General features: G+C 67.8%; 19 protein-coding genes. 10 read left to right on the top strand and 9 right to left on the bottom strand.

The window, feature by feature from the left end:
- Positions 1 to 33 precede the first annotated feature (33 nt).
- Positions 34 to 1,161, bottom strand: coding sequence for an acyl-CoA dehydrogenase family protein (locus IPF36_RS10365; RefSeq protein WP_195427926.1), 1,128 nt, complete (start codon positions 1,159 to 1,161; stop codon positions 34 to 36).
- Positions 1,162 to 1,174: 13 nt separating this feature from the next.
- On the bottom strand, positions 1,175 to 2,368 hold the full coding sequence (locus tag IPF36_RS10360; RefSeq protein WP_195427925.1) for an acyl-CoA dehydrogenase family protein: 1,194 nt from the start codon (positions 2,366 to 2,368) through the stop codon (positions 1,175 to 1,177).
- 316 nt (positions 2,369 to 2,684) lie between these two features.
- Between IPF36_RS10360 and IPF36_RS10355 the strand changes: the two genes are divergently transcribed.
- From IPF36_RS10355 to IPF36_RS10345, 3 genes are all read left to right on the top strand, one after another.
- Positions 2,685 to 4,205, top strand: a complete 1,521-nt coding sequence (locus IPF36_RS10355; protein ID WP_195427924.1) for a class I adenylate-forming enzyme family protein — start codon at positions 2,685 to 2,687, stop codon at positions 4,203 to 4,205.
- A 74-nt stretch (positions 4,206 to 4,279) separates the two neighbouring features.
- Positions 4,280 to 5,251 carry a tripartite tricarboxylate transporter substrate binding protein gene (locus IPF36_RS10350; RefSeq protein ID WP_195427923.1) on the top strand — a complete coding sequence of 324 codons (972 nt, stop codon included), beginning with the start codon at positions 4,280 to 4,282 and terminating at the stop codon, positions 5,249 to 5,251.
- A 336-nt stretch (positions 5,252 to 5,587) separates the two neighbouring features.
- Entirely contained in the window at positions 5,588 to 5,938 is a 351-nt protein-coding gene (locus IPF36_RS10345) for a hypothetical protein (RefSeq protein WP_195427922.1), read from the top strand.
- A gap of 95 nt (positions 5,939 to 6,033) precedes the next feature.
- On the opposite strand, the gene IPF36_RS10340 is transcribed toward IPF36_RS10345, so the two are convergent.
- The 5 genes from IPF36_RS10340 to IPF36_RS10320 form a co-directional block, all read right to left on the bottom strand.
- Positions 6,034 to 6,900, bottom strand: coding sequence for a MaoC family dehydratase N-terminal domain-containing protein (locus IPF36_RS10340; protein ID WP_135703635.1), 867 nt, complete (start codon positions 6,898 to 6,900; stop codon positions 6,034 to 6,036).
- A 38-nt stretch (positions 6,901 to 6,938) separates the two neighbouring features.
- Positions 6,939 to 7,763, bottom strand: coding sequence for a CoA ester lyase (locus IPF36_RS10335; protein ID WP_135703636.1), 825 nt, complete (start codon positions 7,761 to 7,763; stop codon positions 6,939 to 6,941).
- Between the two features lie 10 nt (positions 7,764 to 7,773).
- Positions 7,774 to 9,156 carry an MmgE/PrpD family protein gene (locus tag IPF36_RS10330; protein ID WP_135703637.1) on the bottom strand — a complete coding sequence of 461 codons (1,383 nt, stop codon included), beginning with the start codon at positions 9,154 to 9,156 and terminating at the stop codon, positions 7,774 to 7,776.
- Positions 9,157 to 9,243: 87 nt separating this feature from the next.
- On the bottom strand, positions 9,244 to 10,443 hold the full coding sequence (locus IPF36_RS10325; protein WP_135703638.1) for a CaiB/BaiF CoA-transferase family protein: 1,200 nt from the start codon (positions 10,441 to 10,443) through the stop codon (positions 9,244 to 9,246).
- Positions 10,444 to 10,455: 12 nt separating this feature from the next.
- Positions 10,456 to 11,625 (bottom strand): acyl-CoA dehydrogenase family protein, encoded by a 1,170-nt coding sequence (locus IPF36_RS10320; protein WP_133094876.1) that lies wholly within the window; start codon positions 11,623 to 11,625, stop codon positions 10,456 to 10,458.
- A 492-nt stretch (positions 11,626 to 12,117) separates the two neighbouring features.
- Here IPF36_RS10320 and IPF36_RS10315 point away from each other — a divergent pair, with 492 nt between their 5' ends.
- Complete coding sequence (locus IPF36_RS10315; RefSeq protein WP_133094877.1) at positions 12,118 to 12,585, top strand: MgtC/SapB family protein; 468 nt, start codon at positions 12,118 to 12,120, stop codon at positions 12,583 to 12,585.
- A 149-nt stretch (positions 12,586 to 12,734) separates the two neighbouring features.
- Positions 12,735 to 13,244 (top strand): DUF2628 domain-containing protein, encoded by a 510-nt coding sequence (locus IPF36_RS10310; RefSeq protein WP_135703639.1) that lies wholly within the window; start codon positions 12,735 to 12,737, stop codon positions 13,242 to 13,244.
- Positions 13,245 to 13,266: 22 nt separating this feature from the next.
- On the opposite strand, the gene IPF36_RS10305 is transcribed toward IPF36_RS10310, so the two are convergent.
- Positions 13,267 to 14,169, bottom strand: coding sequence for a LysR substrate-binding domain-containing protein (locus tag IPF36_RS10305; protein WP_029047285.1), 903 nt, complete (start codon positions 14,167 to 14,169; stop codon positions 13,267 to 13,269).
- A 274-nt stretch (positions 14,170 to 14,443) separates the two neighbouring features.
- Between IPF36_RS10305 and IPF36_RS10300 the strand changes: the two genes are divergently transcribed.
- The 3 genes from IPF36_RS10300 (at position 14,444) to IPF36_RS10290 (ending at position 16,912) form a co-directional block, all read left to right on the top strand.
- Positions 14,444 to 15,358: an SDR family NAD(P)-dependent oxidoreductase gene (locus IPF36_RS10300; protein WP_133094880.1), complete on the top strand. Its 915-nt coding sequence runs from the start codon at positions 14,444 to 14,446 to the stop codon at positions 15,356 to 15,358.
- A 1-nt stretch (position 15,359) separates the two neighbouring features.
- Positions 15,360 to 16,613, top strand: a complete 1,254-nt coding sequence (locus IPF36_RS10295; protein WP_135703640.1) for a CaiB/BaiF CoA-transferase family protein — start codon at positions 15,360 to 15,362, stop codon at positions 16,611 to 16,613.
- A 92-nt stretch (positions 16,614 to 16,705) separates the two neighbouring features.
- Positions 16,706 to 16,912, top strand: coding sequence for a DUF6494 family protein (locus IPF36_RS10290; protein ID WP_133094882.1), 207 nt, complete (start codon positions 16,706 to 16,708; stop codon positions 16,910 to 16,912).
- A 6-nt stretch (positions 16,913 to 16,918) separates the two neighbouring features.
- Here IPF36_RS10290 and IPF36_RS10285 read toward each other — a convergent pair whose 3' ends face one another.
- Entirely contained in the window at positions 16,919 to 18,115 is a 1,197-nt protein-coding gene (locus tag IPF36_RS10285) for an AraC family transcriptional regulator (protein WP_195427921.1), read from the bottom strand.
- Positions 18,116 to 18,393: 278 nt separating this feature from the next.
- On the opposite strand from IPF36_RS10285, the gene IPF36_RS10280 reads away from it, so the two are divergent.
- Both IPF36_RS10280 and IPF36_RS10275 read left to right on the top strand, forming a co-directional pair.
- Positions 18,394 to 19,407, top strand: coding sequence for a tripartite tricarboxylate transporter substrate binding protein (locus IPF36_RS10280; RefSeq protein ID WP_195427920.1), 1,014 nt, complete (start codon positions 18,394 to 18,396; stop codon positions 19,405 to 19,407).
- A gap of 47 nt (positions 19,408 to 19,454) precedes the next feature.
- Entirely contained in the window at positions 19,455 to 21,167 is a 1,713-nt protein-coding gene (locus tag IPF36_RS10275; RefSeq protein ID WP_195427919.1) for a long-chain fatty acid--CoA ligase, read from the top strand.
- The last annotated feature ends 15 nt before the right edge of the window (positions 21,168 to 21,182 follow it).

Raw genomic sequence — 21,182 nt, 5'->3', positions numbered from 1 at the left:
TAGCAACCTGGCGGCCAGCGGCCGCTGGCCGGATCAGGCTTCCATCACTTCGCCGAAGCGCTGCAGGTGATAGTCGCTGTCGCCCAGCAGCTGGTCCAGCATGGTCAGGCGCTTGAAGTAGTCGCCCACGGACAGCTCGTCGGTCATGCCCATGCCGCCGTGCAGTTGCACCGCCTGCTGGCCGACAAAGCGCCCGGCGCGGGCGACCGTCACCTTGGCGGCCGACAGCATGCGGCGGCGCGCGGCAGGATCGGTTTCGTCCAGCGCCTGCGCCGCCACGTAGGCCATCGACAGCGCCAGTTCCTTCTGCACCAGCATGTCGGCCATGCGGTGCTGCAGTGCCTGGAAGCTGGCCAGCGGCTTGCCGAACTGCTGGCGCGTGCCCAGGTATTCGCCGGTGATCTGGATCAGCTTTTCCATGGCGCCCGCGCCTTCGGCGCACAGCGCAGCGATGCCGTGCTCGAGGCCGACGCCCAGCGCCGCCAGGCCGTCGGCGGCCTGGCCCACCAGTGCGCTGGCCGGCACGGTGACGTTCTGCAGCGACAGGTCGGCGGCGCGCAGGCCGTCGATGGTGGGATAGGCGGTCACGCCAAGGCCTTTGCTGTCGCGCGGCACCAGGAACAGTGCGATCTCGTTGCTGCCGGATACCCGTGCGGTCAGCAGGTAGGCGTCGGCGGCGGCGCCGTGCCAGACCACGCTCTTGCTGCCGCTGATCACGTAGCCGTCGCCGCTGCGCTCGGCGCTGGCGCGGGCCGATTCCGGGCGGTAGCGCGTGGTTGGCTCCAGATAGGCCAGCGTGACGATGCGCTCGCCAGAGGCGATCGCGGGCAGCCATTCCTGCTTCTGCGCGTCGCTGCCGCAGGCGTTGAGGATGGAGGCGGCCATCACGCCGCTGGGCGTGACCGGCTCGAGCACCAGGCCGCGGCCCAGCTCGCGCTGCACCACCAGCTGGCTGGCGGCGCCTTCGCCGAAGCCGCCGAAGTCCGCCGGCACGGTCAGGCCCAGCACGCCCATCTCGGCGAGCTTGTTCCACACGCCGCGATCCAGGCTTTCGCCCTGGCGCGCGCTCTTGCGGCGGGCCTCGAAGGTGTATTCGGTATCGATGAAGCGACGCAGGCTGTCCGCCAGCATCTGTTGCTCTTCGCTGTAGGTGAAGTCCATGTCAGCTATCCCTTCAGAAACCCAGGATCATCTTGGAGATGATGTTCTTCTGCACTTCGGTCGCGCCGCCGTAGATGGAGGTCTTGCGCATGTCGTAGTACGTAGAGGAGGCGGGGGCGGCCCACTCGGGGCCGGACACCGGCTGCGTGGCGCCCGGCTCGAGCCAGTCCGGCGAATACGGCCAGGCGTTGGGGCCGGCCACTTCCATCATCAGCATGCCCAGGTCCTGCTGCACTTCCGAGCCGCGGATCTTGACGATCGACGCTTCCGGTCCGGGCGTGCCGGCGGCCTGCGTGGCGACGCGCAGCAGCAGCATTTCCAGCGCCATGATGTCCATCTCGACGCGGGCGATCTTGTCGCGCATGCGCACGTCCTCGATCAGCGGGCGGCCGGCGCCGTCGGTGGCCTGGCTGGCGTAGTGCTTGAGCTGGCGCAGCTCGCGGTGGCAGTGGCCGATGCCGGCAATGCCGGTGCGCTCGTGGCCGAGCAGGTATTTGGCGTAGGTCCAGGCGCGGTTCTCTTCGCCGACCAGGTTCTCCACGGGCACTTCCACGTCTTCGAACCAGGTCTCGTTCACGTCGTGGCCGCCGTCGAGCGTCTTGATTGGGCGTACGGTCACGCCGGGCGATTTCATGTCGATCAGCAGCATGGAGATGCCTTCCTGCGCCTTGGCATCGGGATCGGTGCGCACCAGGCAGAAGATCCAGTCGGCGAAGTGGGCCATCGTGGTCCAGGTCTTCTGGCCGTTGACGATGTACTTGTCACCCTTGCGCACGGCGCGGGTCTTCAGAGAGGCCAGGTCGGAACCGGAGCCCGGCTCGGAATAGCCCTGGCACCAGAAGTCTTCCACGCCCGGGATGCGCGGCAGGAAGCGCTGCTGCATCTCGGGGCTGGCGTATTTCATCAGCACCGGGCCGATCATGGTCAGGCCGAACGGCAGCAGGCGTGGCGCGCCGGCGCGGAACGTCTCGATTTCAAAGATCAGGCGCTGCAGCGCGGTCCAGCCGGTTCCGCCCCATTGCGTGGGCCAGGTGGGAGCGCCCCAGCCGTGGGCCTGCAGGATGCGGTGCCAGCGGACGTAGTCGTCCTTCTCGACGCGCTGGTGGTTGAGCACCTTGTTGCGGATGTCTTCCGGCAGGCTGGCCTGCACGAAAGCGCGGACTTCCTCGCGGAAGGCCTGTTCCTCGGCGGTGAAACGCAAATCCATCTGAATGTCCCCTCGTTACGCGGGCGTCCGCTGCTGGCAAGCAACCGGTGCAGCCCTAGGTGTGCCGGCCGATTGTAGGGCGCGGGGCGTTCTCCATTGCTTTATCAATCATAAAGTCGCCCTTCGTGCCGGCGGAACCACCTGAGCCGGGTGGTGGTGGCGTGGACGAACACGGCCTTAGCCAATTCCAAATACCGCGGCGCGCAGCCTTGCCGCAAACTGGCACGGCCTGCTCAAGTGCGTCGGGGTGCATTCCGGCGCATTTGCCGCCGGCAAGCATCGCCAACCCAGCCGTATCCCGAACGAGCCCAGCCGCATGTCTTCCTTCCGCCCCGAATACATCCACGATATCCCCCGCCACTGGGCCGCGCAGACGCCCGCCGCGCCTTGCCTGTTCGAAAGCGGCGCGGTGATCAGCTATGGCGAACTGTGGCAGCGCATCGAAGCGGCGCGCGACTGGCTGGCGGCGCAGGGCGTGGGCGAAGGCGACCGGGTCATGATGGTCGGCGAGAACTGCAACGAGATGGTGGTGACGCTGTTCGCCAGCAGCCTGCTGCATGCCTGGCCGATCCAGGTCAACGCGCGCTTGTCCGCGCGCGAAATCGACAATATCCGCGACCACGCCCAGCCGGCGCTGGTGCTGTTCACCGGCCATGTGTCCGACGTGGCCGCCGCGCACGGTGCGCGGCTCGGCGCGCAGGCCAGCGCCTGCCCCGTCTTTGCCGACGGCATGCTCGCACTGCGCGCAGCCAGCGCGCCGGAACGCGTGGCCAGCGAACAGGCGCGCCAGGTCGCCACGCTGATCTATACCTCCGGCACCACCGGCGCGCCCAAGGGCGTGATGGTGCCGCATGTCGGCCTGACGCACTTTGCCCGCATCTCCGCCACCTCGCGCGACATGGGGCAGGCGGACGTGGCCTACGGGGCACTGCCGATGTCGCATATCTTCGGCATCGCCACGGTGCTGATGGCTACCCTTTACGCCGGTGCCAGCCTGTTCCTGCGCCCGCGCTTCGACGGCAACGACGTGTTCGAGGCGCTGGCGTCGCCCGGCGTCACCATCCTGCAAGGCGTGCCGACCATGTTCACGCGCATCCTTGCGGTGGCGGCGCAACATGGGGCAGGCCCGGGCAAGTATCCGCGCCTGCGCTACCTGTACACCGGCGGCGCGCCGCTCGATCCCACGCTCAAGCGCGACGTAGAAGCCCTGTTCGGCCAGCCGCTGCACCATGGCTACGGCATCACCGAATATGCCGGCTCGCTCTTCATCACGCGCTTGGACGCGCCGCGTGCCGACTGCTCGGCCGGGCATATCGTCGAAGGCGTCGAAATCGAGATTACCGACGATGCCGGCACGCCTCTGCCCGCAGGCGAGCGCGGCCAGATCCGCGTGCGCGGTCCCGGCGTGATGCTTGGCTACTACCGCAACGCGGAGCAGACGGCTGATGCGCTGTTGCCGGGCGGCTGGCTCAACACCGGCGACCTGGGCTACCTGGATGCCGACGGGGCGCTGTTTATCTCCGGCCGCTCCAAGGACCTGATCATCCGCTCGGGCTTCAATGTCTACCCGATCGAAGTCGAGTCGGTGATCAACGCCTTCCCCGGCGTGCGCCAGTCGGCGGTGGTGGGGCGCCCCGCCAGCGACGGCAACGAGGAGGTGGTCGCCTTTATCGAGACGCAGGAAGGCGCCAGCGTCGATCCCAAGGCGCTCGACGCCTACCTGCGCGAGAGCCTGGCCCCCTACAAGCGCCCGGCCGAGATCCGCACCGTCGACGTCATTCCCACTACTGCCAGCGGCAAGCTGCTCAAGCAGCCGCTGCGCGCGCTGCTGGACTGAGCGCCTGAATCCCTTTACCGGGCTGGCGGCATACGCCGGCCCGGGCATTTCAGCCCTATCTGGAGGAGACAACAATGAAAACCTGGACCACACTCGCGGCACTGACCACGACCCTGTTGCTGCAGGGCGCGGCCTGGGCGACGGACGCCTACCCGTCGCGGCCGGTCAAGCTGCTGGTGGGCTATGCCCCCGGCGGCCCGGTCGACACCGCCGCGCGCATCTACGCCGAGCAGCTGGGCCGCGTGCTCAAGCAGCCGGTGGTGGTGGACAACCGCGCCGGCGCCAGCGGCGCCATCGCCGCCGACATGACCGCCAAGGCGACGCCGGATGGCTATACGCTGTACTTTGTCGCCAGCCCCACCATGACCATGACCCCGCTGATCCAGCGTTCGGTCAACTTCAACCCGGTCAAGGATTTCACCTACATCGGCCTGATCACCGACTACACCAACGTGCTGTTGGTGAACAAGGATTTCCCGGCAAAGAACGTCGGGGAGCTGGTCGACTACGCGCGCAAGCATCCGCAGGATGTCTCGTTCGGCTCGGCCGGCGTGGGCGCATCGAACCACCTGTCGGCGGAACTGCTGGCGCAGATGAATGGCGTGAAGATGCTGCACGTGCCGTACAAAGGCAATTCGCCGGCGATGGCGGACGTGATGAGCGGCAAGGTGACCTTCATGTTCGATATCACCGGCACCGCCATCGGCCATATCAACGGCGGCAAGGTGCGCGCGCTGGCGGTCACGTCGAAGACGCGCAATCCGGCGCTGCCCACGGTGCCGACCATGATCGAGTCGGGGCAGAAGGACTATGACCTGACTGGATGGTATGCCCTGATCGGGCCGCAGAAGCTGCCGGCGGATGTGGTCGACAAGCTGGTGAAGGCGCAGAAGGCCATCGGCGACGATCCTGCTTATCGGCAGCGGATGGCGGCGGGTGGGTATGACGTCAATGTCAGCACGCCGAAGCAGCTTGGGGATCGGATCCAGCGGGAGCTGGCGCTGTGGGGTGGGGTGGTGAAGAAGGCGGGGATTCAGGCGGATTAAGGGGGATTTTGGGGGCGCTACGGTTAGCTCGGCGTCCTTTCGCCGTGCCCGTGCATGGCGCCTTTGATTTGATGTTGTCGGCCGTTGAACCAGGCGGTTCAAACTGCGACAACATTTCACCAGTGCCACAGATCAAGTCGTGGCCCGAACCCGCAATTCTTCGCAACATGGAGCTTGGCCGCTTCTGAAACTGCCTTGACGTATCGATCCTTCACAATCTGCGCCTTGATTGTGAACGGCAAGCGGCTCTAGACTGACTGGGCTCCTGACACAGCAGGAGCCGGGAGTGAGAACCTGGTTAACGCTACCTCATCTTCGATCTTACGGAGGTCAGTAATGCTCCAATCCAGCCTCGAACCCGACGCCTTCATCCCGCCTCGACTAGATGATTCGCTTTCGCGTTTCAGTCCCGAAACCCGGCGCGCAGCGCGTGAGGACGCGCTACCTGTCCCCCGGCAACTCTTGTTATTGAATCTGCTGGATCAAGCCGATGCGATTGTGCGAGGCGCGGCCTGCGTACTGACATTGGTGACACACAGCGATTGCGACGCACAGGAAGAAGGAAGCGTAGTCTTGCGGGCGACTACGCTGGATGCCTTGCGAGAGCTCTGCCGGACCTCACTTGGATTGCTGGCCGACAGGGTAGAACAAGTCGCGGAGGGAATTGAGGACGCGATGCCCGGGTAACCAATCGAGGTTGGGCGCTGATTCCCTGAGATGGCAGGCGCCCTTCATGCTCAGAGAATCAGCGCCTGCAGCATCCGCCTGCGGCCCTCGCCCCTTTACCCTTCTATCTCAGCCCACCCCTGCATCGCCTGCCCACCAGCATCATCGCCCGTCCAAAGCACCAGCCGGCCAGCCTGCTCCGGATCGGCCGCGCCGCCAACGGTGATGGTGTCCTGATCAAACAGCGGCGCCAGCCCCCGGAACCCAAAACGCTTCACGCGCGCCTGCGGCTGCTCGCGTGCCACCAGGTCCAGCATCAGCATGGCCTGCATCGGCCCATGCACCACCAGGCCGGGATACCCTTCAACATCGCGGGTATAGCTGCGATCGTAGTGAATACGGTGGCCGTTGAAGGTCAGCGCCGAATAGCGGAACAACATGACCGGGTCGGCCTGCAGCGTGCGCTGCCATTGCGCGGTGTGTTCCAGGCGCGGGCGCGGCGGCTGCGGCTTGGACGGGTCCGGCATGGCGCGGTAGACGATGTCGTGGCGCTCGTTGATCGCGGTCTTGCCGTTGACGGTCAGTTCATGGTCGACCGCGACGAACCACAGTTCGCCGCTGCGGCCGGTCTTGTACTGCACGTCTGCGATGGTGGAGGTGCGCGTGACGGTATCGCCGATATGCAGCGGATGGCTGAAGGTCAGTTCGCTGCCGGCCCACATGCGGCGCGGCAGCGGCACCGGCGGCATGAAGCCGCCGAGGTGCGGGTGGCCGTCGCGGCCGATGTCGCGTTGCTGCGCGCGCGGCAGGAAATACAGCCAGTGCCACAGCGGCGGCAGCGGGCCGGCGGCGACCGCCTCGGGGTCGAGGTCGAAGGTCGCGGCCAGGCCGATCACCGGTTCGGGCGACAGCGTTTCGGTGCGCGATTCGCTGCGGCCGATCCAGCCGCGCAGGCGTTCGAGTTCGGAAGTGGCGTCAGTCATGGGCTTGCAGGTTCGGGGTGGACAGGAAAAGCGGGGCGCTATTGCGCCAGCGCCAGCAGGCGTTTCGCCTGCTCGATCACGGGCCGGTCGACCATCTTGCCATCGACCTGCACGGCATGGCTGCCGCTGGCGGTGGCTGCGAGGACGCGGCGGGCCCAGTCGAGCTGTTCTGCGCTGGGCAGGAAGCCTGCGCGCACCGCGCCCAGCTGCGCCGGGTGGATGCACAGCTTGCCGGCAAAGCCGAGTTCGCGCGCGTAGGCGACGTCGCTGGCCAGCACGGCTTCATCCTTCAGCGCGGTGGTGACGCCGTCCACCGGCGGCGGCAGCCCGGCCACGCGCGAAGCCAGCACGATGCGGGCGCGCGCGAACGCCAGCGCGTCGCGGGTGTGGCTGCAGCCGAGGTCCACCGCATAGTCGAGCGAACCGAACGCCAGCCGTGCCACGCCGCTGGCCGTGGCCACCGTGTCGACCTGGTGCAGGCCTAGGGCGGTCTCGATGATGGCGACCAGCTCACCTTGCGGATTGATGGCGTGCAGCGCCTGCGCGATCTGTGCCAGCGCGGCGGCGTCTTCGGCCTTGGGCACCATCAGCCCGGCCAGCGCCGTGCCGGCCGGCAGCGAGCGCAGCCAGGCCAGGTCGGCGGGAAACGCGGGCGAGGCGCTGTCGTTGATGCGGACCATGGCGCGCGCGGCGGGCTTGCCCGCCAGCCACGCGCCGATCGCCTCGCGCGCGGCGGGCTTGGCGTCGGGGTGCACGGCGTCCTCGAGGTCGAGGATCATCATGTCGGGGCCCGCGGCGGCGGCCTTGTCAAAACGCTCCGGCCGGTCGCCGGGGACGAACAGGTAGGTGACGGCAGTAGTCATGCAGCGTTCCTCAGCGTGCGGCGGGCAGCCAGTCGTTGACGTTGGGCGCCTGCTCCAGTGCCCACACGCGCGCGATGATGGCGCGCATCTCGGCCTCGCTGGCACCGTTGCGGAACGCGCCCAGCTGCAGCGCCTTGGCTTCCAGCTCGGGGCGCGACAGGGTGTTGTCCGGGTCGCCCTTGGGCACGTCCACGCGCGCGGCCAGCGTGCGGCCGTCGGTGGTCTTCACCGTGACGCGGCCGATCCACTGGCGCGGGTAGGCGGCGTTGATCTCCGGGTCGAGTTCCATCGTGACCTTCTCCCGGAAGTCGACGACCTTGGCATCGGGCAGCGCGTGCTGCTCGAATTCCGCCAGGCCGGCGTGGCCGTGCACGGCGACCAGGCCCAGCACCGTGCCCATCGAGAACTTGGCCTGGTGGATGGTGACCGGGTTGACCACCGGGCCGAGCACGTCGATCGCGCCCTGGTGCACATGGGTGGTGACGCTGGCGACCTGGTCGGCGCTGAGGCCTTCGCGCTGCATCAGCACCTTGAGTGCATCGGCTGCCGGATGCGTGTGGCGGCATGAGGCAAAGAACTTGAACGAGGTCTCGGCGGTGGCCCAGCGCGTGCCCAGGCCGTCGGTCAGCGCGGCGGGATCGGCGTCGCTCGACATGCCGGCGGCCATGCCTTGCCTGCCTTCCAGGATCTGCTTCGCGCCGGTGAAGCCCGCGCGCGCCAGCCACGCCGATTGCAGGCCGTCGGCCGCGGCCTTGGCGGTGTGCAGCTGCTTGGAGTCGGCGGCGTCGCGCAGGAATTCCCACAGGCCTGCGGCCTGCGTACCGGCCGAGCCCAGCGCCTGGTTGATGCCTTCGGCATCCAGGTTGTAGAGCTTGGCCACGGCGGCAGCGGCGGCCAGCGTGCCGACGGTGCCGGTGGTGTGGAACACGGTGTAGTGCGAGCGGCCCATGAACTCGCCAATGCGGATGCCGGCCTCATAGCCGGCGATCGACGCCAGCAGCACTTCGGCCCCGGTCTTGCCTTCGGCCTGCGCCGCGGCCACCACGGCCGGGAACACCACCGCGGCCGGGTGCAGCACCGAGCCGTTGTGCACGTCGTCCTGCTCGACCACGTGCGACGAAGCGCCGTTGATCAGCGCGGCGAAGTAGGGCGAGGTGCGGCGGCGGTCGACCAGCACTTCGGCGTCGCCCTGGCCCGGACCCATGGCGGCCGCGAATTCCTGCAGGCGGCGCACGGCCGGTGCGTCCTTGCCGGCGATGGCCGAGGCGATCCAGTCAAGGAACAGGTCCTTGGTGCGCTCGATCACGGGCGCGGGCACGTGCGCCAGCTTGAAGTCGGCCAGGAACTGGCACAGCTGGCGGGTCGGGTAGTTGGTGTCTGCGGCTTGGCTCATGCAGGCTCCGATGCGGAATTGGATTTCGTGGAAATGGAAAAAGCCCGGGGCCCAGTTGCGAGATGACCGGGCGTGGTGTGTTCGATTTCAGATGGTCTGCTTGTCGGCCAGCGCGGCGATGTCGCCATCGGCATAGCCGAGCTCGGCCAGGATCTGCCGGCTGTGCGCGCCCAGTGCCGGCACGTCGCCCATGACAGGTTCCACGCCCGACAGGTTGGCGGGCGGCAGCAGCGCGCCGATCGGACCGCCCGGCGTGGCCACTTCGCGCCAGCGCTGGCGTGCCTGCAACTGCGGATGGTTCCATACGCCCTCGATGTCGTTCATCGGGGCATTGGCGATCTGCGCCTCGTCCAGCAGTGCCTCGGCCTGCGCCACGGTCATCGACGCGAAGCGCTCCTCGATGATGGCGGTGAGCTCGGGGCGATTGCGCACGCGGGCCGTATTGCTGGAGAAGCGTTCGTCCTGCGCCAGTTCCCGGTTGCCGAGCACGATCTCGCAGAAGCTGGCAAACTCGCGTTCGTTCTGCACGCTGAAGATCACGCTGCCGTTGCCGGTGCGATGCACGCCATACGGGGCGATGGTCGGATGCGAAGCGCCGAAGCGCGCCGGCGGCTTGCCGCCGTAGTGGCCGAAGTAGAGGACCTGGTTCATCCACTCGGCCATCGCCTCGAGCATGGTCACCTGCACGCGCAGGCCCTTGCCGGTGCGGCCACGCTGCAGCAGCGCCGAAAGGATGCCGCTGTAGGCGTACATGCCGGCCGAGATGTCGGCGATCGAAACGCCGGCGCGCGACGGCTCGTTGGGGCCGCCGGTGAGGCCCACCAGGCCGGCGGCGGCCTGGATCAGCAGATCGTAGGCCTTCTTGTCGCGATAGGGGCCGGAGTCGCCATAGCCCGAGATGTCGCAGACGATGAGCTTGTCGTACTTGCCGTGCAGGCTGTCGAAGTCCAGGCCCATGCGCGCGGCCGCTCCGGGGGCGAGGTTTTGCACCAGTACATCGGCATCAGCCAGCAGCCGGTGCAGGATGGTCTGCGCCTCTGGATCCTTCAGGTCCAGGGTCAGGCTTTCCTTGCCCCGGTTGAGCCACACAAAGTACGAGGCCTGGCCGTGCACGGACTGGTCATAGCCGCGCGCAAAGTCGCCCACGCCGGGACGCTCGATCTTGATGACGCGGGCACCAAGGTCGGCAAGCTGGCGCGTGGCGAAGGGGGCCGCAACCGCGTGCTCCAGCGAAACCACGCGGATGCCGTCGAGCGGGCGGATGCCCTTGGAGTTATTGGGGGACATGCGAAAAAAACCTCAGAACGAACGCGGCAGTTCGAGCACGTGCTCGGCCACGTAGGACAGGATCAGGTTGGTGGAGATCGGCGCGACCTGGTACAGGCGCGTTTCGCGGAACTTGCGCTCGATGTCGTATTCGGCGGCAAAGCCGAAGCCGCCGTGCGTCTGCAGGCAGGCGTTGGCCGCTTCCCACGAGGCATCGGCGGCCAGCAGCTTGGCGATATTGGCTTCCTTGCCGCACGCCTTGCCGGCATCGAATAGCCGCGCCGCCTTGTAGCGCATCAGGCTGGCGGCCTCGACATTGACGTACGAGCGCGCGATCGGGAACTGCACGGCCTGGTTCTGGCCGATCGGGCGGTCGAACACGATGCGGTCGCGCGCATAGTTGCTGGCGCGCCCGACGAACCAGTAGCCGTCGCCGATGCACTCGGCGGCGATCAGGATGCGCTCGGCGTTGAGGCCGTCGAGGATGTATTTCAGGCCCTTGCCTTCCTCGCCGATCAGATTCGCGGCCGGCACTTCGAGGTTATCGAAGAACAGTTCGTTGGTCTCGTGGTTGACCATATTGCGGATCGGCTTGACCGTCAGGCCCTTGCCGATGGCGTCGCGCAGGTCGACCACGAACACCGACAGCCCGTCGGACTTGCGCTTGACCTGGTCCAGCGGCGTGGTGCGCGCCAGCAGCAGCATCAGGTCGGAGTGCTGCACGCGCGAAATCCATACCTTCTGGCCATTGACGATGTACTTGTCGCCCTGGCGCACCGCGGTGGTCTTGAGTTTGGTGGTGTCGGTGCCGGTGGTGGGCTCGGTCACGGCCATCGACTGCATGCGCAGTTCGCCCGAGGCGATGCCGGGCAGCCAGCGGCGCTTCTGTCCCTCGGAGCCGTGGCGCAGCAGGCAGCCCATCACGTACATCTGGCCATGGCAGGCGCCGGAATTGCCGCCGCTGCGGTTGATTTCTTCCATGATGACCGAGGCCGCGGTCAGCGACAGGCCCGAGCCGCCGTAGGCCTCGGGAATCAGGGCCGACAGCCAGCCGGCCTGGGTCAGCGCCTGCACGAACCGCTCGGGAAAGGCTTCCTGCTCTTCCACGCGCTGCCAGTATGCCGAATCGAAGCCGGCGCAAAGGTCGCGCACGGCCTCGCGGATTTCGGGATACAGCAGTTCCGGATCCTGTTCTGCAAGCATGGGGAGGCCCCGTCTATTTCGAATGGGGCCATTATTCCCGACCCCCCTGCCCGCCGAAATTCGGATTTGCGAAAGAGCGGCTTAGGGCCGCCGGAAGCGCTTGCGGCGCGCTGTGCACCTGGTTGCATAGCGCAAGACGCCCGGCTGTGCCGGGCGTCCGGGGGGCGCTTCAGGGGCGCTTCAAAGGCAGACGCGCGGGCCTGCGGGTGGGTATCAGTGTACGAACAGCCAGATCAGGATCAGGACAAAGGCCGGGACACCAAGTAGCCAGGCAAGGATGTAGGGCATGGTGTAGCTCCTGTTTTGCACTAGTCGTGGTGATTCCAATATAGGGTCGGGCCCGTGGCGGCACTGTCGGGGAGGTTCCGCTTGCCGTGTAGGACGCCGCCGCACGGCCAGGTAAGGCGTAGCCGCATTCGGCTGCGGCCAGCGCCGGAGGCCAGCGGTGCGTGCTAGGCTCAGGTCTGTACCAAAGCACCTTGGGGGCGAGCGATGGACGGGGTCTGGTCGGAAATCTACGGCGCCCTTCGCGCCGAATTCAGCGATTTGCCCGACGCCGGCGAAGCCACCCGCCTGCTGGTGCGGCTGACCATGGCGGTGGTGCTGGGCGGGCTGATCGGCTATGAGCGGGAGGCCTCGGGCAAGGCCGCGGGGCTGCGCACCCATATGCTGGTGGCGCTGGGCTCGGCGCTGTTCGTGCTGGTGCCGCTGCAGGCGGGCGTGCCGCTGGCGGACATCAGCCGTGTGCTGCAGGGGCTGACCGCCGGGATCGGCTTCCTGGGCGCGGGTGCGATCCTGAAACACGGCAGCGAATCCGATATCAAGGGCCTGACCACGGCAGCCAGCATCTGGATGGTGGCGGCAATCGGCGTGGCGGCCGGCCTCGGGCGCGAAACCACGGCAGTCATCGCCACGGTTTTCACGCTGGTCATCCTGCAGCTCCTGCTGCGCTTGAAATAGCGCTTCGGGACACTACAGGCCGGTTCTCCCACCGGACTGCGCCAATCTCCTTTCAATGCGCGCCAGCGCACGCTGCGCCGGCGCGTACCGGCCTATGCTGCAAATGCTGTTCCGCGATGACGGGGCAGGCAGCAGGCAGGGGAGGGGGCATGAAATCATCGATCCGTGACGATGCGGCGCTGGCCGCTTTCGTGGGCCCGCGCTACGCGTATTACAGCGGCCGCTGGGCCCTGGCCGAGGCGCGCGGCGGCATGTCGTGGAACTGGGCGGCGTGCCTGTTCGGCCCGTTCTGGATGGCCTACCGGCGCATGTACTGGCAAGTCGGCGTCTATGCGCTGATCGTCTGCATGGAGCCGGTGCTGCACGCGTTATTCCGCGTCGACATGCCGCTGGCGCTGTCCCGGCCGCTGCTTTATGCGCTGGCGCTGCTGCTGGGCATGTATGGCAACCAGCTGTACCGTTGGCAGGCCGAGTCCACCATCCGGCGCCTGCGTGAATACCACTGGTCGCCGGAACTGGTCCACGATTCGCTGGCGCGCTGCGGCCGCACCAGTTGGCCGGGAGTCTTCGCCATGGGGCTGCTTCTGGCGGTCATGGCGGTCTCGCTGCGGCCGCTGGCCGGGCTGGTGGCGCACTCCACGGGGCTGGCCGCCGGCTAGGGCACGGCGCTTATACCGGCGCTTATACCGGCTCGCGCGACGCGTCGACCAGGTACTGGATCAGGGTCTCGGCGAACTGGGGCAGCTCGCGCCCGGGGCGCCGGACCAGGCGCAGCTCGCGCTTGGCCCATTCGTCTTCCAGCTGGATAAAGCGCAGCACCTTGCGGCTGGCGTAGCGCCGCGCGCAGCTGTTGGGCACGATGGCAATGCCGGCGCCGGCCTCGACCATGCGGCACACCGCGTCGAAGCTGCCGACCTGGATGCGCAGGCTGATGCGCTTGCCCATGCCGCTGGCGATGCGGTCCAGGAACGACTGGATCGCGCTGAACTGGTTCAGCCCGACAAAGCGGCAGGTATCGAGCAGGTCGGCGAAATGCAGCCGCTTGAACGCCGGCAGCGGGTGGTTCACCGGTGCGATCACGATCAGCTCGTCGCTGCACAGGTGCATCACGTCCAGGTCCTGGGTCGCGACTTCACCCGCCACGATGCCGAGGTCGGCTGCGCCCGCGCTGATGGCCGACACGATTTCCTGCGACAGATGCTCTTCCAGTTCGATATCGATGTCGGGATTCTCGGTCAGGAAACGCGACACGCCGGTGGCGAGGAAGGAATTGGTGGCGGTGGTATTGGCCAGCAGCCGCACGCGCCCCTTGATGCCCTTGGCATAGGGGCGCAGGTCTGCGTGCAGGCATTCCAGCTCGCGGAAGACTTCGCGCGCATGGCGCAGCAGCGCATCGCCCGCCGGGGTGAGGCGCACGCCCTTGACCTGGCGGATCAGCAATTGTGTCTGGAACGCCTCTTCCAGCTGCTTGATCCGGGTGCTGGCCGCCGGCAGCGACAGGAAGCTGCGCTCGGCGGCGCGGGTGAGGTTTTCCGTCTCGCCGACGTTCAGGAAAAGGCGCAGATCGGTCAGGTCGTAATGCATGGGCTTCCGTCAGGCCAAAGGCCACTTTTGTGATTCGTGAATTCCAAAGACGCGGGTGCCAATTTATCGTATCCCACGTGGCATTGACATCCGGAATGACAGCACTCGGGCGTCGCCGGTCGCGCCGTGCCGATAATCGCACCGGAATTTGGACCGGACCGGCATGTGAACGGCGAATCCGGACGATCATCGCGCCGTACGCACGGTGATCACCCCGCCCACGGCGGCAGTGACCGGACGACAGGATTTCAGAAGATTTCAGAGGAGCAAGGCAATGAGCGGTTTGATGGCAGGCAAGGTCGCGCTGGTGACGGGCGCGGGTGGCGGGATCGGGCGCGGCATCGCGCTGGCAATGGCCGCCGCCGGGGCCAAGGTGGTGGTCAATGACCTGGGCGTGTCGATGACCGGCGAGGGTGGCGACACCGGCCCCGCGCAGCGCGTGGTGGAAGAAATCCGCGCCGCCGGCGGCGAGGCCGTGGCCAACACCGACAGCGTCTCGACCTGGAACGGCGCCAACGCCATCGTGCAGTGCGCGCTGGACAATTTCGGCCGCATCGACGCGGTGGTCAACAACGCGGGCAACCTGCGCGACCGCATGTTCTTCAAGATGAATGAAGAAGAATGGCGCTCGGTGATCGACGTGCACCTGCACGGCACCTTCTTCGTCAGCCGCGCCGCCGCCAGCTACTTCAAGGACCAGGAGAGCGGTGCCTACGTGCACATGACCTCGACCTCGGGCCTGATCGGCAACCTGGGCCAGGCCAACTACTCGGCGGCCAAGCTGGGCATCGCCGCGCTGTCGAAGTCGATCGCGCTGGACATGCAGCGCTTCAACGTGCGCTCGAACTGCATCGCGCCGTTCGCGTGGAGCCGCATGACCAGCTCGATCCCCGCTGAAACGCCGGAAGAGAAGGCCCGTGTCGCCAAGCTGCAGAAGATGGAAGCCGGCAAGATCGCCCCCGTGGCGGTGTACCTGGCCAGCGACGCCGCGTCCGAAGTCAACGCCCAGATCTTCGCGGTGCGCGCAAACGAGATCATGCTGATGAGCCAGCCGCGCCCGGTGCGCTCGGTGCACATGAGCGAAGGCTGGACCCCGGAGAGCGTGGCCGAGATCGCCATGCCGGCGATGCGCAACAGCTTCTTCAAGCTGGAGCGCTCGCCCGACGTGATCGGCTGGGACCCGATCTGAGATGGCGGGGGCGCAATCGCTGCCCGGCACCGCCCGCGGCGCCCTCCAGGGCGTGCGGGTGCTTGACCTGTCGCGCATCCTGGCCGGACCGTGGTGCGCGCAGAACCTGGCCGACCTGGGGGCCGAGGTCATCAAGGTGGAGCGCCCCGGCGCCGGCGACGACACCCGTTCGTGGGGGCCGCCCTGGCTGCCCGATGCGAACGGCCAGCCGTCGCGCGACGCCACCTACTTTGCCGGCGCCAACCGCGGCAAGCAGTCGGTGACGCTGGATATCGCCAGCCCGGAAGGGCAGGCGATCGTGCGCGAACTGGCGGCGAAGTCGCAGATCGTGCTGGAGAACTACAAGGTCGGCGACCTGAAGCGCTACGGGCTGGACTATGACAGCCTGAAGGCGGTCAACCCGGCGATTGTCTATTGCTCGATCACGGGCTACGGCCAGACCGGGCCGAGCGCGCACAAGCCCGGCTACGACTTCATCTTCCAGGGCCTCGGCGGCCTGATGAGCGTCACCGGCGAGCGCGACGACTTGCCCGGCGGCGGGCCGCAGAAGGTCGGCGTCGCGGTGGTCGACATGCTGACCGGCATGTATGCCACGGTGGCGGTGCTGGCCGCGCTGCGCCATGCGGAACGTACCGGCGAGGGCCAGCATATCGACATGGCGCTGCTCGACGCGGTGGTGGCGGTCGGTGCCACGCCGATCATCGCCCAGCGCGTGACCGGCAAGGCCATGCCGCGCTTTGGCAACGCGCACGCCAACATGGTGCCCTACCATGTGTTCGCCACCGCCGACGGTTACATGATCGTGGCGGCGGGCAACGACGGGCAGTGGCAGGCCTACTGCCGCGGCATCGAACGCCCTGACCTGGCGGCCGACGAGCGCTTTGCCACCGGCCCCGGCCGCATCGTCCACCGCGAGACGCTGGTGCCGATGCTGGAGGCGCACATGCGCACGCGCGAGACCGCCCACTGGGTCCAGGCGCTGGAGGCGCAGGGCATCCCGTGTGGGCCGATCAACGACTACGGCCAGGTGCTGGAAGACCCGCAGGTGCGGCACCGCGAGCTGCAGGTCGACCTGGTGCGCGACGACGGCAGCCTGTGCCCGACGGTCAAGAGCCCGTTGCGGCTGTCGGCAACGCCGGTGCAGTACGATGCGCCGCCGCCGCGGCTGGGACAGCATACCGGGCGCGTGCTGGAAGACGTGCTGGGTTTGTCCGCCGCACGCATTGCCGCGCTGCGGGAGCAGGGCGTCATCTGAAGCACAGGTCCCCGGGGGCGCCTGCACAAGGCCCCCGCATCGCCTAGGCTGTTTCCAGGGCGCACCGAGCGCCTAACTCCCGGAGACAGCACATGGATGAGGAAACCTTCAACCTCAGCATCCGCAAGTTCCTCAAGGTCGTCGGCGTCAGTTCCCAGCGCGAGATCGAGCAGGCGATCGCCCAGGCCATTGCCGATGGCACCATCTCCGCCACCGGACGCTTTCCGGTGACGATGACGCTGGAACTGCCGGCGGCAAAGCTCAAGGCGAAATTCGACGGCGAGATCCAGCTTGAATAGCGCGGCTCAGGCGGGATCCAGCTCGCCGCGCATCCCCCGCAACCGGTACTCGCCTGGCGCCACCCCGGTCCACTTCTTGAACGCGCGATGGAAGGTGCTCGGCTCCGAGAAGCCGAGCCGCAGCGCCACTTCCTGCAGCGTCATGCCGGGGTGTTCCAGCATACCGATGGCGACATCGCGGCGCAGGCTGTCCTTGATGCTCTGGTAGCCGCGGCCCTCGTCGCGCAGCCGGCGGCGCAGCGTCTGCGGCGTCAGCCGCAGCATCTGCGCCATCTGCTCGAGCGATGGCAGTTCGTCGCTCAGATGCGAGCGCAGGTGCTGGCGGATGCGTTCGGCCAGGCAGCAGCTGTCGCGGTAGCGGATCAGCAGGTTGCGCGGCGCTTCCTGCAGGAAGGCGCGCAGGCTGTCGCCGTCCTGCATCACCGGCAGGCGCAGGCAGGCGGCATCGAAATGCAGCGCCGTGAACGGCTGGCCGTAGTGCACGGCGGTCTTGAACACGCGTTCGGTGTCGCTGCCGCCCTGCGGGCGTTCGTTGGCCAGGTCGACGCGCAGCAGCGGGATATGCTGCGCCACCAGCCAGCTCACCAGCGCATAGCCCTGGAACACGAAGGTCGATTCCGCGAAGCTGCGGCAGGCGGAGGTCGGTGCGCGCCGCTGCAGCCGGATGGAGGCAACCCTGCCGTCGGCGCTGACATGCAGGCGCGGTGTAAAGGCATCGAGATGCAGCCGGTACAGGCGCATGGCGGCGTGGATTGCGTCTTCCAGCGTGGCGCAATGGATCATGGCCCGCGCCGCCTGGGCAAACGTGCCGGGCGGGACCGGCCGCTCCAGCAGCCCCCACAGCTCGTCGCGCATGACGCGGCGCAGCGTGCGGATCAGCGCCGCGTACTGCCCCTGTGTCACGCGCGCGCTGGGCGAGGCCAGCAGCGCCGGCGAAACGCCGGCGCGGCGCAGCAATGCGTCGACGTCGTGACCGAGGCGGCGCGCACCCTGCAGGATGCGGTGCACGTGCTGGATCGCGACAGTGTGGCGTGCCGGGGCCTGGGCAGTCGTGGCTGCCACGGCTCCCTTGGCGCCCTGGGCTTGTGCCGCGCCGGTCAGGCGCGCGGCGCTGCCGGGCAGCGGACCCTGCGTCAGGGCGCCGGCGAAGTGCAGCTTGCCCGGTACTGGCGGGCGCAGCGATGGCAGGACAGCGGTGTGCATGGGTCTCCTCGTCACGTGACGCGCCGGCGCGGACATTTCCGGTCTTTGCGCCACCTTATCAAGCGCCTGCAGCACCGCACAATCGGGATTTGCCAAAGCCTGCCTTTTGCCTGAACGATTCGGCCAATCATTTTGGCCCGTCTGGTCATTGTCCACGCACCGCAGCATCGCGCACTCTCCGGCTAATACAAGAGAACCGGCCCGCCAGCGCGGCCAGTACCGGGTGAACCGGGGCCAGGCGCCCCAACCGCCCCGGAAAAAACCAAAGGAGACAACACATGCAGGCAAATCGTCGTGGTGCGGATCTTCGTCATGCATCGAGGCGCTTCGGTGCAGGGCTGCTGGCGGCGGTGGGCGTGGGCCTGCTGACTTCGGGCACCGCCTGGGCCGAGGCAGCCTTCCCGAGCAAGGCCGTGCGCCTGGTGGTGCCATATCCGGCCGGCGGCGCCACCGACGTGCTGGGGCGCGCGGTGGCGGATGGCCTGGGCAAGGCCTGGAAGCGCCCGGTGGTGGTGGAGAACCGCCCCGGTGCCAGCAGCATGATCGGCTCCGAAGCGGTGGCCCGTGCCGAGGCCGACGGCCATACCGCGCTGCTGACGATTACCACGCTGGTGCAGGCGCCCAGCCTCTACGCCAAGCCGCCGTTCGACCCGGTCAAGGATTTCGTGCCGGTGTCGGAGCTTGCCACCACCAACCTCGTCTTTGCCGTGCACAGCTCGGTGCCGGCCAACAACCTGAAGGAATTCATCGAACTGGTCCGCGCCAAGCCGAAGCAGTTCTCCTACGGCTCGTACGGCACCGGCTCGAGCGGCCACCTGTACGGCGAGATCTTCAAGGAGTCGGCCAGGCTCGACATGGTGCACGTCTCATACAAGGGCGAGGCGCCGGAGCTGAACGACCTGCTTGGCGGCCAGGTGCCGGCCGCCGTCATTTCCGTGATGGGCGCCAAGCCGCACAACGCCTCGGGCCGCTTGCGCGCGCTCGCCGTGACCGGCGCGGCGCGCTCGCCGCAACTCCCGGATGTGCCGACCTTCCGCGAAGCCGGCGTGGCCGGCATGGACGGCCAGGGCTGGTTCGGCCTGTTCCTGCCGGCGGCGACGCCGCGCGCGGTGGTCGACAAGTACGCCGCCGAGGTCAACCGCATCCTGGCCCAGCCCGAGCTGCGCAAGCGCATGGGCGAAATGGGGATCGTGCTGACCGGCAGCACGCCAGACGCCTTCGCGCAGACCGTGCAGGCCGACTACTCCCGCTGGGGCAAGGTGATCCGTATCAACAACATCCGGCTGGACTGATTTTCCATTTTGAATTGAACCGCTTGAACCGCTCACCCCTGCTGCAAATGAAGCCTGCTACAAGTACCAACCTGCCGTTCCGCTCTCCGGCCTGGCCGCCGGGCCTGCCCGCCACGCTGCACACGCCGCGCACCAGCCTGTACTACAACGTCGAGGCCGCCGCGCGCCGCTATCCGGACAAGGCCGCGATCCGGTACTTCGGCACCGCGATCTCGTACGCGCAGCTGCAGGACGAGATCGAGCGCATGGCCGGCTACCTGCAGCAGGCCTGCGGCATCCAGCCCGGCGACCGCGTGCTGCTGTTCAGCCAGAACTGCCCGCAGTTCATCATTGCCTACTACGCGATCCTGCGCGCCGAAGGCGTGGTGGTGCCCGCCAACCCGATGTGGCTGGAGGCCGAGCTGGCGCACGTGGTCTCCGACAGCGGCGCGGTTGCCGCCTTTGCCGGCAGCGAGCTGTACCAGTGCCTGTCGCCGCTGCATGGCCAGGCTTTGCGCCACGTGATCGTGCACGACTACGCCGGCATGCTGCGCGACGACGGCGGCCTGCCGGTGCCGGCATGGCTGCGCGAGCCCGCGCCGGCGCTGCGGGCGGCGCCGTCCGGCGCAATGCCGGTGGCATGGGAGACCGCCAGCGCGGCCGGGCATCGCCCGCTGCCGCACCAGGCCGGCTTCGACACGCTGTGCATGCTGGCCTACACCTCGGGCACCACCGGCAATCCCAAGGGCTGCATGCATACGCACGGCACCATGATGACCGCCGCAGTCGGCTCGCAGATCTGGCGCAGCAGCACGCCCGAATCGGTGGTGCTGGCGGTGGCGCCGATGTTCCACCTGCTGGGCATGCAGAACTGCATGAATTCGCCGATCTACCTCGGCGCCACCGTGGTGCTGATGCCGCGCTGGGACCGTGCGCTCGCCGCCGACCTGATCGAGCGCTACCGCGTCTCGGTGTGGGGCGCGCCGCCGGCGATGATGGTGGACTTCTTCTCCCAGCCCGGCATCGCGCAGCGCGACCTGTCGAGCCTGGCCTTCCTCGGCGGCGGCGGTGCGGCCATGCCCGACGCGGTCGCGAACATGCTGCAGGAACGCTTCGGCCTGCCTTACGTGGAAGCCTACGGCATGACCGAGACCGCCTCGTTCCTCTTGTCCAACCCGCGCAACAAGCCCAAGCGCGAATGCCTGGGCATCGCCACCTTCGGCGTCGACGCGCGCGTGATCGACCCGCAGACGCTGCAGGAACTGCCGCAAGGCCAGACCGGCGAGATCGTCGCCCACGGCGGCCAGGTGATGCAGGGCTACTGGCGCAACCCCGAAGCCAACGAGGCCTCGTTCGTCGAGCTCGACGGCAAGCGTTTCCTGCGCACCGGCGACCTGGGCTTCATGGACGAAGAGGGCTACTTCTTCATGCGCGACCGCCTCAAGCGCATGATCAACGCCTCGGGCTTCAAGGTCTGGCCGGCGGAGGTGGAAAACCTGCTGTATGGCCACCCGGCCATCCACGAGGCCTGCGTGATCGCCGCGCGCGACAAGCGCCGCGGCGAGACCGTCAAGGCGGTGATCGCGCTGCGCCCCGAGGCGCGCGGCACCGCCGAGGCCGATCCCGAACGCATCATGGCCTGGTGCCGTGAGCGGCTGGCTGCCTACAAGGTGCCGCGCATCGTCGAGTTCGTCGAGGCGCTGCCCAAGTCGGGCACCGGCAAGATCCAGTGGCGCGCCCTGCAGGAACGCGAGATGCAGGCCGAAGCCCCGCGCGCCTGAGGGCGGCGAAACCCG

This window comes from Cupriavidus sp. IK-TO18, from assembly GCF_015549295.1.
Classification (GTDB): domain Bacteria; phylum Pseudomonadota; class Gammaproteobacteria; order Burkholderiales; family Burkholderiaceae; genus Cupriavidus; species Cupriavidus oxalaticus_A.
The sequence above is the reverse complement of the archived record's forward strand: the minus strand, read 5'-3'. Positions and strand labels throughout refer to the sequence as shown.